The sequence below is a fragment of the Archangium primigenium genome, from assembly GCF_016904885.1.
In the GTDB taxonomy this organism is placed as follows: Bacteria; Myxococcota; Myxococcia; order Myxococcales; family Myxococcaceae; genus Cystobacter; species Cystobacter primigenius.
In genome coordinates, this window is sequence record NZ_JADWYI010000001.1 from 8,873,341 (window position 1) to 8,885,668 (window position 12,328).

General features: G+C 72.4%; 10 protein-coding genes. 5 read left to right on the top strand and 5 right to left on the bottom strand.

What is annotated here, in order from left to right:
* Nucleotides 1-7 precede the first annotated feature (7 nt).
* From I3V78_RS36435 to I3V78_RS36445, 3 genes are read right to left on the bottom strand one after another with little or no spacing between them, the layout of a single operon-like run.
* Nucleotides 8-1,024 carry an NAD-dependent epimerase/dehydratase family protein gene (locus I3V78_RS36435; protein WP_204495261.1) on the bottom strand — a complete coding sequence of 339 codons (1,017 nt, stop codon included), beginning with the start codon at nucleotides 1,022-1,024 and terminating at the stop codon, nucleotides 8-10.
* Entirely contained in the window at nucleotides 1,021-3,714 is a 2,694-nt protein-coding gene (locus tag I3V78_RS36440; protein WP_204495263.1) for an SDR family oxidoreductase, read from the bottom strand. Before I3V78_RS36440 ends, I3V78_RS36435 begins: the two co-directional genes overlap by 4 nt.
* A gap of 1 nt (nucleotide 3,715) precedes the next feature.
* Nucleotides 3,716-5,578: an FAD-binding oxidoreductase gene (locus tag I3V78_RS36445; RefSeq protein ID WP_204495266.1), complete on the bottom strand. Its 1,863-nt coding sequence runs from the start codon at nucleotides 5,576-5,578 to the stop codon at nucleotides 3,716-3,718.
* Nucleotides 5,579-5,945: 367 nt separating this feature from the next.
* Here I3V78_RS36445 and I3V78_RS36450 point away from each other — a divergent pair, with 367 nt between their 5' ends.
* A complete protein-coding gene (locus tag I3V78_RS36450; RefSeq protein ID WP_204495269.1) occupies nucleotides 5,946-6,914 on the top strand; it encodes a deoxyhypusine synthase family protein in 969 nt (322 codons plus the stop codon).
* A 7-nt stretch (nucleotides 6,915-6,921) separates the two neighbouring features.
* On the opposite strand, the gene I3V78_RS36455 is transcribed toward I3V78_RS36450, so the two are convergent.
* A complete protein-coding gene (locus I3V78_RS36455; RefSeq protein WP_420840443.1) occupies nucleotides 6,922-7,830 on the bottom strand; it encodes a lysophospholipid acyltransferase family protein in 909 nt (302 codons plus the stop codon).
* A 17-nt stretch (nucleotides 7,831-7,847) separates the two neighbouring features.
* On the opposite strand from I3V78_RS36455, the gene astB reads away from it, so the two are divergent.
* Genes astB through I3V78_RS36475 form a run of 4 tightly spaced genes read left to right on the top strand, consistent with a single transcriptional unit; the run spans nucleotide 7,848 to nucleotide 11,361 of the window.
* A complete protein-coding gene (gene astB, locus I3V78_RS36460) occupies nucleotides 7,848-9,173 on the top strand; it encodes an N-succinylarginine dihydrolase (RefSeq protein WP_204495274.1) in 1,326 nt (441 codons plus the stop codon).
* A 50-nt stretch (nucleotides 9,174-9,223) separates the two neighbouring features.
* Nucleotides 9,224-9,517 carry a hypothetical protein gene (locus I3V78_RS36465; RefSeq protein WP_204495277.1) on the top strand — a complete coding sequence of 98 codons (294 nt, stop codon included), beginning with the start codon at nucleotides 9,224-9,226 and terminating at the stop codon, nucleotides 9,515-9,517.
* Nucleotides 9,518-9,527: 10 nt separating this feature from the next.
* On the top strand, nucleotides 9,528-10,364 hold the full coding sequence (locus I3V78_RS36470; protein ID WP_204495279.1) for a hypothetical protein: 837 nt from the start codon (nucleotides 9,528-9,530) through the stop codon (nucleotides 10,362-10,364).
* 43 nt (nucleotides 10,365-10,407) lie between these two features.
* A complete protein-coding gene (locus I3V78_RS36475; RefSeq protein ID WP_204495282.1) occupies nucleotides 10,408-11,361 on the top strand; it encodes an SDR family oxidoreductase in 954 nt (317 codons plus the stop codon).
* On the opposite strand, the gene I3V78_RS36480 is transcribed toward I3V78_RS36475, so the two are convergent.
* Entirely contained in the window at nucleotides 11,358-12,326 is a 969-nt protein-coding gene (locus I3V78_RS36480) for an NAD(P)-dependent oxidoreductase (RefSeq protein ID WP_204495284.1), read from the bottom strand. The two genes, I3V78_RS36475 and I3V78_RS36480, sit on opposite strands and share 4 nt — an antisense overlap.
* Nucleotides 12,327-12,328: the final 2 nt, after the last annotated feature.

Sequence of the window (12,328 nt, forward strand, 5' to 3'; positions counted from 1 at the left end):
CCCGCGCTCACCCCCGCGCGTCGCGCAGCGCGGGGTGGTGCGCCCGCAGCCAGGCCACCGTCTCCACCAGCGTCTGGCGGGGAGCCCGTGGCGTGTAGCCCAGCTCCCGATCGCTCCAGAGCGTCGACAGGCCCCAGAAACAGGTGCTCATCTCCAGCAGGACCGGATCCGGCATCCAGCCCGGCGCATGCCGACGCGTGAGCCGGGCCACGCCCTTCACCGCCCAGCCGGGCACCCGCCGCTCGGTCACCGGCATGCCGGACACCTCGCCCACCATGTGGAAGAACTCCGCGAGCGAGCACGCCGTGCCGGGCAGGTGGTAGACGGCGCGCGGACGCTCGAGCGTCACGAGCCGCCCCAGCGCCGCCGCCACGTCACGCACATCCGTGAAGTGCATGCCCCCCGGAGGAATGACGGGCAGGTTCCCCCCGAGCACCTTCATCACGTGCTGGGTCGAGCGCAGGCGGTGGTCACCCGGCCCGAGCATCACGGGCGGCCGGAGGATGACCAGCTCCACGCCCAGCTTGTCCGCGAGCCGGCGCGCCTCCCGCTCGGCGCGGATCTTCGACGCGTAGTAGGGCCAGCGGCCCGCGAGCGACTCGGCGAACGGCGAGTGCTCGTCCGCGACGAGCCGGGGGAAGCGGAAGCAGCCCACCGTGCCCGAGCTGGACATGAAGACGAGCCGCGCACCCCACTCCTTCGCCGCGCGCACCATCTGCAAGGTGCTCTCGACGTTGAAGTCATCCGCCGGAGCGGCCTGACGCGAGTGGGAGACGGCCGCCGCCAGGTGGAAAATGGTCTTCACCCCGCCCAGGCCGGGCGCGTTCAGCCACGGTGTCCGAATTTGGGGAGATCCCTCGAAAACGGACACGGGGCCCGCTTCCGCGACCCAGTCCTGGCGCGCCCAGGCCTGGGGGTCACGCACGAGCACGGCGGTGGGTACGGCCGCCGCGCGCAACACGCCGAGCAGATGGCGGCCGAGGAAGCCCGTGGCGCCAGTCACGAGGACACGAGGCGTGCTCATGCGCTCACCGCCCGCGAGAGGGGCGCGCCCTGGAGCGGGCACTCCGCCCGGAAGGCCTCGAGCGCCGGGGCCTGGGGGCCCCAGGCGTAGATGCCCGGGCGCGACGAGGTCAGGAGGCCCTGGTCCACGAGCGCCTGGTAGGCGTCCTCCAGGTGCGGCAGGTGGGCCTCGGGCTGGGCGACCACGAGGGACTTGGGCCCGGGGGGCAGCGGCATGCGCTCGGGGGAGCCGAGCGCCTCGGCCACACGCACGTAGTCGCGCGCGATGGGCGCGAACAGGGCCTCCACGAGCCGACGCACGCGCGGGTCGCTCGGGGGGCGGGGCGTGGGCGTGTCGAGCCAGCCGCGGCGCGCCACGTGGTCGCGCACGGCGAGGCTGTCCGGGTAGAGCGCGAGCGCGTCCGGGTAGAACCAGTGCATCCACTGGTTGCGCAGGGACTGGCGGAGGACGGGCGAGGCCGCGTCGGGCGCGGGCAGGTCGCTGTCGAGCACCCGTCCGCCGCGCGCGCGCAGGGCGTCAACGAGCCAGGCCTCGTCCACCCCTTCGAGCGGCGTGTCCCGCAGGAAGGCGCGCACGTGGAAGCGCGTGGCCACCAGGCCGTGCTGCTGCGCGGCGACGATGCGCTCGGAGACCGTGCGCACGTCCGAGGCGGGCGTCATCAGGATGGGCGCGCCACAGGACAGGTGGATGCGGCCCAGACGGACGTCGTCCTGGGCGAGCCGCCCGAGCCAGGTGAGCAGCGCCCGCAGGGACATGCGCGAGCGCCCCCCTCCGGACAATTCCCGCTCCAGGGCCGGCTCCTCGGGCACGCGGTCATAGGAGATGGAAATGGGCAGCACGGTGAAGACCTGGTTCGTCTGCTGCAGGCCGCGCAAGAGGCCGCGCTTGGGCGCGAGCACGTGCCGCGAGCGGCTGCGCTGGCCCTCCACGAAGAACATGACCGAGGCGCGGCGCGAGATGATGTCGCCCAGGGTCTGGTTCAGCTCGGTGGACTCCTTGCCCACGCCCCGCTTCAAGTAGAAGGCCTGCGCCTGCTGGAGGACGTGGCCCACGAAGGGGATGCGGGAGAACTCCTCGGCCGCCGCGATGTGCGGCACGGGAATGCCCAGCTCCGGGTGCTGGAAGCACAGGTAGCTGGACAGCAGGAAGTCCAGGTAGCTGCGGTGCGAGGGCGCCAGGATGAAGAGCGTGTCCGCGGGGGCCGCGTCCACGGCGCGCTCGAAGGACGTCCGGTCGAAGGTGATGCGCGAGGTGCAGCGGCGCAGGGACTTGCGCAGGGCGATGCCCAGCGTGCGGATGGCCCAGGTGCCGTGGGGGCGCTCCTGGAGCCACGCCACGTCGCCGCGGGCGTCGTCGTGCGCCTTGCCCGCGAGCGTGACCTGGGTCTCGTCCATGCGCAGCAGGTGGCGGTACAGGCCGCGGTTGACCACGTCCAGGTAGGCCTCGGGCGAGTAGCCCTCGATGGCCGCGGCGCGCCGGGAGTGGAAGTCGAAGGTGTGGTGCGTGAAGTACTCGAAGACCGAGTTCATGTAGCGCACCTGCTCGTCCACCTTCTCCAGCTTGCCGCGCTCGCGCCGCTGGTTCGTCGCCGCGAACCACGTCTTGAGCGCGCGCGTGGGCAGCTCGCGCCGCAGGAAGTCCTCGCGCCAGAAGCCGTGCTCCGCCCGACCGATGAACATGCCCGGACGGGCGCGTCCGCCGGGCCGCTCCCGGAAGAAGCGCGTGGTGGACTCCACGGACAGGTCCACGCGCAGCGCCCGCTCGATGCCCATGACGGCGTACTGGATGGGCACCGCCTCGCCGGGGGCGGGCATGGACTCCTCGAAGGCCGCCGCCACCACCTCGTGCGACACCACGTCCACCGGCACCACGTCCAGGCGCACCGAGGGGTCCGCCACCCAGGCCTTCACCACGCCCAGGCCCGCGTAGAGCAGGCACCCGGCGAAGGCCGCCGCGCTGTCCAGCCACCCGGGAAAGGGCGCCTTCCAGGCCGCGGAGATGATGCTCGGGCGCACGATGCGCAGGGGCACCGCGCCCCGGCGCGCGCACAGCAGGTGCTCGGCGAGGCACTTCGTATAGGTATACGTGTTGGGGTGGCCCGTCTCCGCCTTGAGCTCCGCCTCGGGGCGCGAGCCGTCCAGGATGGCGCGGTAGAGCTCCTCCGCGGGCCTGGGCAGGTGCGCGAGCGCCTCCGGCAGGGCGCCGGACCGCCAGGGCGTCACGTACGCGGTGGACACGTCCACCAGGCCGTGCAGGCGGGGACAGGCCCGCCCGAGCTCCAGCACGTTCAAGGCGCTGGTGATGTTGGAGGCCGCCGCCTGGGCCACCGGCAGGTCGAACTCCACGCTCGCCGCGCAGTGGATGATGTGGGTGGTGCGGGCCGTCAGCGCCTCGAGGGCCTCGGGCGAGAGCCCACAGCGCGGCTGCTCCAGGTCCCCGCCGACGACCTCGACGAACGCCTCCCAGCCCGGGGGCAGGCGGCGGAACACCTCGGAGCGCAGCACCTTGCGGAAGCGGTCCTGGGGCGAGGTGACCCGGCCCCCCTGGCCCTTCTGCGCGCGCACGAGCACGGACACGCGCGCGATGCCCAACGCCTCGCGCCGGTGGAGGAGCTCCTCGAGGACGACCTTGCCGAGAAACCCCGTGGCGCCCGTCAGCAGGACGTGCGCGGAGGCGTCGGAGGGCCCCATCTCAGGTCCCCGTCCGTCGGGTGTTGGTGCGGGGTGCGTCCGGGGCCTCCAGTTCCACCGCTCCCTTCACCCCGTGGTTGTTCGCGCCGAAGAGGTTGTCCGGGTCGACGGCCTTCTTCACCTCGCGGGTGAGCGCGAGCGCGCCCTCGGAGTAGACCTCCCCGAGGAAGTCCTGGCGGATCTTCCCCACGCCGTGGTGGTGGGACAGCGTGCCGCCCGAGGCGAGGATCTCCTCGCGCGCCGCGTGCTCCAGCGCCGCGTACTCGGCCACCGGGTCCGCCACGCCCTTGGCGTAGAAGCCCAGGTAGAAGTACATGGCGATGCCGCTCGGGTAGACCTGGGTGAGCCGGCCGGTGAAGAACGGCTTGCCGGGCAGGCCGCGCTGGGCGTGCTCGCGGTGGATGCGGTCGCGCACGCGCTCGTACAGCTCCAGGGCGCGGCTCCAGGGCACGCTCGTCTCGAAGCTCTCGGCGATGGCCCAGTGGGAGAAGGTCAGGTCGCGGATGTAGGCGATGCCGAAGGTGAGCTGGTAGCCGCGCTCGCCGTTGGTGCCGCCGGCCTTCATGCCGCCGTGGCGCTCGGCGATGCGGTAGAGCGTGGACTCCTGGAACTCCACCTCGGCGCGCGTGCCCTCGAACACGATCGTGGCCACCGCGAGCTTGTCCGGATCGAACCCCTTCACCCGGGTGACGAAGAACTTCTCCAGCGCGCTCTTGGCCTGGGCGGCGGCGCCGGTGGTGGCCGGCTTGAGCGCCTGGCCGAACTGGAACTGGGTGCTGTCCATGACGCGCACGCTCGCGGGCACCGCGCCCGAGCGCTGCAGCTCGTAGAGGAACGCCAGGCCCGCGCCCAGGTCCGGGAAGAGCACGCTGCCGTAGCGCTGCACCTCGGGCACGGGGAAGAGCTTCACCACGGCGCTCGTCACGATGCCGTAGTTGCCCTCGCTGCCGAACATGAAGTTGCGCGGGTTGACGCCGATGCTCTCGCGCGGGCCCACGGCCGGGCGCTCCACCACGCCGTGCGCCGTCACCACGCGCATGTCGAGCACCAGGTCCTCGATGTTGCCGTAGCGGTTCTTCTTCATGCCGCTCGCGTTGGTGGCGATCCACCCGCCGAGCGTGGAGAACTCCAGGCTGTCCGGCTCATGGCCCAGGGTGAGGCCGTACTTCGCGAGCTCGGTCACGATGTGGCGGCCCGTGGCGCCCGCCTCGATGCTGGCGGTGCGGTTGACCGGGTCCACCCAGAGCACGCGGTTCATGCGCCGCATGTCCACGGCGATGACGAAGCGCCGCTCGTGCACGGACAGGCGCAGGGCCTCCGTCACGTTGGTGCCGCCGCCAAAGGGGATGAGGCACGCGCCGTGCGCCCGCGCCACCTCGGTCAGCCGCACCACCTCGTCGTGCGAGTGGGGGAAGACGACGAGGTCCGGCACGCGGCCCAGGCGCTCGTAGCGGATGGCCCAGATCTCCGCGCCCGTGTGGCCATGGCCCCGGCGCAGGCGCACCGTGGGCTCGTCGGAGAGCTGATCCTCCTGGAGGAAGGCGCGCAGCGCGGCGACGAGCTCGGGGGCCTCGAGCGCCTCGGGCACGGGCGGCGGGTAGTGCGGCTCGTTGCGGTTCTCATAGCCCAGCGGCGCCGCGAGCTTCTTGGAGAACCACGGCATGAGCGAGGGCAGCTCGACGTTGCTGATGTTGTAGCGCGTGCCGGTGAGCACCACCGAGCCGTTGGGCTGCACCACGAACTTCGTGTCCCGGAAGCCCCAGCCGTCGACGGCCTCGTCCTCGAAGGAGGGCCGGTGGGCGGGCGCGGGCGGCACGAAGGACGTGTCTCCCGTGGGGACCTGGAGTGAGGGCTTCTTGTCCATGAGGTTCTCCCCCGCGCGCGCACCTCGGGCCGAGAGAATGTCCGGCACGGCCTGGCGCGTGTGTCGCGGTGAATGAGGTGGGCATGACCACTGAGGAGCGGGCTACGGCGCGCTCATGCACGCCGCCATCGCACCGCCGAGTGGCTGGGCGGTGGGTAACATGATTCTCCAGGCCCGACAAGCCGCCGGGCCGCCCGCCTTGACGCCACACAGTTGCGGATCAAAACCCGGCTCTTTATAAGGCCCGCACCAGCCACCCGACGCCTCGATGGCGGTCCGCCTCGCACCGGACCGTAGGGCGTTCGGAGTGGTGCGCCCCTGACGGCGGGTCCCACATCCGGACCCCTGTCGTCGGGAGTTTCATGTCATGCGCATCCGGGAATTCTGTCGGACCCACTTCAAGCACTTCAACGCGGCGGCGCTCGTGGATGCCTCCGAGGGCTACCTGCGCCACCTGGACGGCGGCGGCAAGATGCTGGTGACGCTCGCGGGCGCCATGAGCACCGCGGAGCTGGGCATCTCGCTGGCGGAGATGATCCGCCAGGGCAAGGTGCACGCCCTCTGCTGCACGGGCGCCAACCTGGAGGAGGACCTCTTCAACCTCGTGGCGCACGAGTTCTACGAGCGCGTGCCGAACTACCGGGACCTCACGCCCCAGGACGAGCAGGCGCTGCTCGAGCGGCACATGAACCGGGTGACGGACACGTGCATCCCGGAGATGGAGGCCATGCGCCGCCTGGAGACCGCGGTGCTGGAGGAGTGGGTGGCCGCGGACAAGGCGGGCGAGCGCTACTTCCCCCACGAGTTCTTCTACCGGGTGCTCCGAAGCGGCAAGCTGCGCGAGCGCTACCAGATCGATCCCAGGAACAGCTGGCTGCTCGCCGCGTGCGAGAAGAACCTGCCCCTGTGGGTGCCCGGCTGGGAGGACTCCACGCTCGGCAACATGTACGCGGGCCACTGCATCTCGGGGGACGTGAAGAACGTGCACACGGTGCGCACGGGCATCGAGTACATGACCACGCTCGCCCAGTGGTACACGGAGACGGCGCCGCGCACCTCCGTGGGCTTCTTCCAGATTGGCGGCGGCATCGCCGGTGACTTCCCCATCTGCGTGGTGCCCATGCTCCACCAGGACTTGCAGCGCACGGGCGTGCCGCTCTGGGGCTACTTCTGCCAGATCAGCGACTCGACCACGAGCTACGGCTCGTACTCGGGCGCGGTGCCCAACGAGAAGATCACCTGGGGCAAGCTCGGCATCGACACGCCGAAGTACATCGTGGAGAGCGACGCCTCCATCGTGGCCCCGCTCATGTTCGCCTACGTGCTGGACACCTGAGCGCGGCTCAGGCCGGAGGCCGCGTCTTCCAGCGCTGGTGCATCCACACCCACTGCTCGGGGGCGCGGCGGATGGCCGCCTCGATGCGCGCGGACAGGGCCGCCGTGAGGCCGAGGGCATCCGCCTCGCGGTCCGGCCCCGCGGGCCACGCCACCTCCTCGGTCCACAGGCGGTAGCCCTGCCCCTCGCGCTGGCAGAAGCCCACCACCACGGCGGCCCCGGTGCGCAGCGCCAGGTCCGCCGCGGCGCGAGGCGTGGCCGCCAGCTCCCCGAAGAAGGGCACGAAGAGCGACTGCACGCGCGTGTCCTGATCGATGAGCAGGCCGAGGATTTCTCCCGCCTTGAGCGCCCGGAGCATGGCGCGCGCCGCGCCCTCCTGGCCGCGCCAGATGCTGCGCACGCCGCCCTGGGCCCGGAAGCGCTCCACCAGCGCGGTGAGCCGCGGGTCCGTGGTCTCCTTGGCGATGCTCTGGCTCGGGTAGCCCGCGCGGGCGACGCGCCGGGCGAGCAGTTCCCAGTTGCCCACGTGCCCGGAGACGAACACCACGCCCTTGCCCCGCGCGAGCGCCGCCTCCAGCACCGCCCGGTCCTCCGCGTCCCAGCGCACCAGGTGCTCCAGGTTCGCGTCCAGGGACGTGGTGGCCCCCACCTCGAAGGCGGCCATGCCCAGGTGGCGGAAGGAGGCCCGGGCGAGCGCGTGACGCTCCGCGTCGGAGCGCTCCGGGAAGGCGCGGGCCAGGGATTTGAGGGCCTTGCGGCGCTCGCCCCCGGCCACGGCGAAGGCGAAGCGGCCAAAGCCCGCACCGAGGGTCCGGGCGAGCCCCAGGGGCAGCGCGCTCACGAAGCCCAGAACCGCACGCACCAGCAGGTAGCGCAGGAAGCGCTTGAGGCGTTTTGCTAAGGGTGGACGCTCCACGAGCGGTTCCATATCCCATGCGCGAATACAACTTCGACGGCATCGTTGGCCCCACGCACAATTACGGCGGCCTCTCGCCCGGCAACCTGGCGTCCGCCCTGCACGGCGGCGAGGTGAGCCATCCCCGCGCCGCGGCCCTGCAGGGGCTGGAGAAGATGCGCTTCGTGGCGGGGCTGGGCGTGGGCCAGGGGGTGCTGCCGCCCCAGCCCCGGCCCTCGCTCAAGGCGCTGCGGGCCCTGGGCTTCACCGGCACGGACGAGCAGGTCATCACCCGCGCGGCGCGCGAGGCCAACCACCTGTTGCGGCTGACGTCCAGCGCCGCGGCCATGTGGACGGCGAACGCGGCCACGGGGGCGCCCTCGGAGGACACGGCGGACGGGCGCATGCACCTGACGCCGGCCAACCTCCAGCAGATGTTCCACCGGGCGCTGGAGGCGGAGACGACGCACGCGGTGCTCGGCGCCATCTTCGCGGACGAGCGGCACTTCGCCGTGCACGCGCCCCTGCCCGGAGGCGGCCACTTCGCGGACGAGGGCGCCGCGAACCACACGCGCCTGGTGACGCCGGGGCACCGCGCGGTGCACCTGCTGGCCTGGGGCCGCTCGGCGTGGCGGGACGACGTGCGCCACCCCACGCGCTTTCCCGCGCGGCAGACGTACGAGGCCAGCCAGGCCCTGGCGCGGCTGCACCAGCTCGACCCCGCCCAGGTGCTCCTGCCCCAGCAGGCCCCCGAGGGCATCGACGCGGGCGCCTTCCACACGGACGTGCTCGCGGTGGGCAACGGGGGCTTCCTCATGCTGCACGCGCTCGCGTTCGCGGACGCGGACGGCCTCTTGAAGACGCTGCGCGAGCGGCTCGGCGAGGGCTTCACCTACGCCCTGGCGGGCGCCGAGGAGCTGCCCGCCAAGGACGCGGTGAAGGCCTATCCCTTCAACTCCCAGGTGCTCACCCTGCCGGACGGCACCATGGCCATCATCGCGCCCGAGGAGAGCCGCGACACGCCGAGCGCGCGGCGCTTCCTGGACCGCGTGCTGGCCGAGGACAACCCGGTCCAGCAGGTGCACTACCTGGACGTGCGCCAGTCCATGAACAATGGCGGCGGCCCGGCGTGCCTGCGCCAGCGGGTGTGGCTCACGGACGCCGAGCGCGCCGCGGTGAAGGCGAACGTCTTCTACACGCCCGAGCTGCACACGGCGCTGGCCGCCTGGGTGACGAAGCACTACCGCGAGGACCTGCGGGCCCAGGACTTGGCGGATCCCCAGCTGGCGCGCGAGACGCTCACCGCGCTCGACGCGCTCACGGGCCTGCTCGGGCTGGGCAGCGTCTACGACTTCCAGCGCTGACGGACCGGCCGCTTGCATCCAGGGCGTCTTCTGGCATCTTCGGCCCCCTCATGCGCCGCCCCGCCGCCCTGCCGCTGCTCTTCGCCACGTTGTCCCTCCTCGCCGGCTGCAAGAGCCCCTGTCGGGAGCTGTCGGAGCGGTTCTGTGACTGCGTCGACCGCTACCAGCGCACCCTGTGCCTGCAGAACGTGGCCGCGCGCGAGCGGGACCTGGAGCCCACCGAGGAGCAGCTCGACGTGTGCGAGCAGCGCCTCTCCACCTGCAACATCGACCCGGAGGACCGCACCACCTGCGACATCCTCCGGACGGACGAAGGCAAGGACGCCTGTGGTCTGGCGCGCTGAACCCGCTCGCGTGAACCGCTCCTCTTCCTGGCTCGCCGCGTGTCTGCTCGCCGCCCTGCTCGCCGCCCCGCGAGCCGCCCGGGCGGACCCCATCACCCCCTGGCCCGGAGAGCAGACGCCGCTGGGCTCGCTGCAGCTCGTCCCCCTCGTCTACGTCTCCGGGGATGGCCGGTACACCTGGCCGTCGCTGTACGCCTCCGCGGGCATCGGCACGTCCTGGGACGTGTACGTGGGCCTGTGGGGCTACGCGGGCGCCGAGGGCGCGGGCTTCGACCTGCTGGATGTCTTCCCGCGCTTCCACGTGGGCGAGGAGACGGCGCTGGCGCTGCGGCTGATGCTCACCCCCCAGGAGGGCTACATCCTGGGCGGCGAGCTGCACACCAACCTGAGCTGGGGCGACGTGTCCCTGATGCTCAACGCGGGCGTCCGGCCCGACTTCGAGTGGGGCACGGGCCGGCTGCGCTCGGGCACGGTGTTCGCCATGCTGGCGCCCGAGTACCACTTCTCCAACCGGTTCAGCGTGTACTTCGAGCTCAACCCGGTGGTGGGCGCCATCGACCCCTTCTCCCGCGGGCGCGAGCTGACGACGGAGCTGTCCCTGCTGCCGGGCATCTGCTTCTCGCTCGACGAGGAACAGAACCACCAGTTCTCCGTGGGCGCGGAGCTGGTGCTGCGCCGCGGGGAGCCCGTCTCCCTGGCCAACTCCGTCAGCTTCGCGGCGTGGTACGCGACGTCCTTCGAGCTGTTCGGCGGCGACGAGGAGGAGCCGGAGGCGAGCGCCCGGTCCGCGGCGCGGACGGGCTCCCGACGGCTCGCCCAGCGCGGCGCGACGGCCTGGAACCGCTAGCCTCCATCTGGAATGTCGGGAGGGGCTTCGTAGAGTGGCATGCATGACCAAGCCACTCGCAGGACGGATCGCCCTCGTCGCCGGAGCCACCCGGGGCGCGGGCCGGGGCATCGCCACCATGCTCGGGGAAGCGGGCGCCACGGTGTACTGCACGGGCCGCAGCGTGCGCGGCGAGCCCGCCACCGACGGCCGGCCCGAAACCATCGAGGAGACCGCCGAGCGCGTGGACGCCCTGGGCGGCCGGGGCATCCCGGTCCGGGTGGACCACTCGCAGGAGCCCCAGGTGAAGGCCCTGTGCGAGCGCATCCGGCGCGAGCAGGGCCGCCTGGACCTCCTCGTCAACGACATCTGGGGCGGCGAGTCCCTGGAGCTCGGGCCCGCCTTCTGGAAGCAGTCCCCCGCCCAGGGGTGGTTGATGATGGAGCGCGGCGTGCGCACGCACCTCATCACCAGCCGCTACGCGGTGCCCCTGCTGTTCGAGAGCGACCGGGGCCTCTTGGTGGAGATCACCGACGGGGACTCGTTCGGCTACCGCGGCAACGTCTGGTACGACCTGGCGAAGATGTCCACCGTCCGGCTCGCCTTCACGATGGCGCGGGAGCTGCGCCGCACGCGCGTCACGGCGCTCGCGGTGACGCCGGGCTTCCTGCGCTCGGAGCAGATGCTGGAGCTCTTCGGGGTGACGGAGGCCACCTGGCGCGACGGCGCGGCGAAGGACCCGAACTTCATCGCCTCGGAGACGCCCGCCTTCGTGGGCCGCGCGGTGGCGGCGCTCGCGGCGGACCCCGACGTCTCGCGCAAGGCGGGCCGCGTCTTCAGCTCCTGGGGACTCGCCCGGGAGTACGGATTCACCGACGTGGATGGGAGCCGTCCGGACTGGGGCGCGCACTTCGAGCGCGTCTACGGCCAGTCCGGAGACCCCGCCGACGAGGCGGCCTACGCCTCCTGGCAAGGCGGCTTCATGACGCTCGCCTTCCCGGACTGGCCCCTGGACTAGCCGAGCGCCGCGCGGGGCGTGGAGGGCGCGTTGACGAGGAACTCCGGGCGCCTGCCCGCGGCGAAGGCCTCCAGGTTGCGCGCGGCCCACTCGAGGCTGCCCGCGAGGTTCACGTCGGTGAGGCCCGCCACGTGGGGCGTGCAAAGCACCTGGGGCAGTTGGAGCAGCGGGTGCCGGGGGTCCACCGGCTCCTCCCAGAAGACGTCCAGGCCCACGCCGCCGAGTTGGCCCGAGCGCACGGCGGCCTCCAGCGTCTCGGGCTTCACCAGGCTGCCGCGCGCGATGTTCACGAGCAGGGCGCCCCGCTTCATGGCGGCGAGGGCGGGCGCGTCCAGGAGGTTCTGGTTGTGGGCGTCCGCGCGCGCGGCGAGCACGACGCAGTCCGCCTCCCGGAGCGCGTCGTGCAGCCTGTCCGTGCCGAACACCTGGACGCCCTCGGGCCCGCCCTTCTCGGGGTGGGAGCGCACGCCCACCACCCGCATGCCCAGGGCCTGGAGCCGCACGGCGATGAGCGCGCCGATGTCCCCGAGCCCCACCACACACGCCGCCTTGCCGAACAGGGACGTGCCCACCGGGTGGGCCCAGCGGCCCTGGGCGAGGGAAGCCTCGGCCTCGCGCAGCCGCCGCGCGAGCGCGAGCAGGAGCAGGAGCGCGTGCTCGGCCACCGACTCGGCGTTGCCGGTGACGTTGGCGCGCAGGTTGGCCACCCACACGCCCAGCGCCGAGGCCGCGGCCACGTCCACGTTCTCGTAGCCGGTGCCGATCGTCTGCACGAAGCCCACCGAGGGCCGCTCCAGCACCTCACGGCCCACGCGGCACCCGGCGGCCATGACGGCCCCGACGCCGTCCAGGTCCAGCTCCGCGGGCACCCGCTGGAAGCGCACCTCGTGGGCGGAGAGCCGCTGGCCGAGCCGCTCGGCGAACGCGCGGTACTCGGGGTTCTGGCTGAGGAAGGCGATGCGCATGG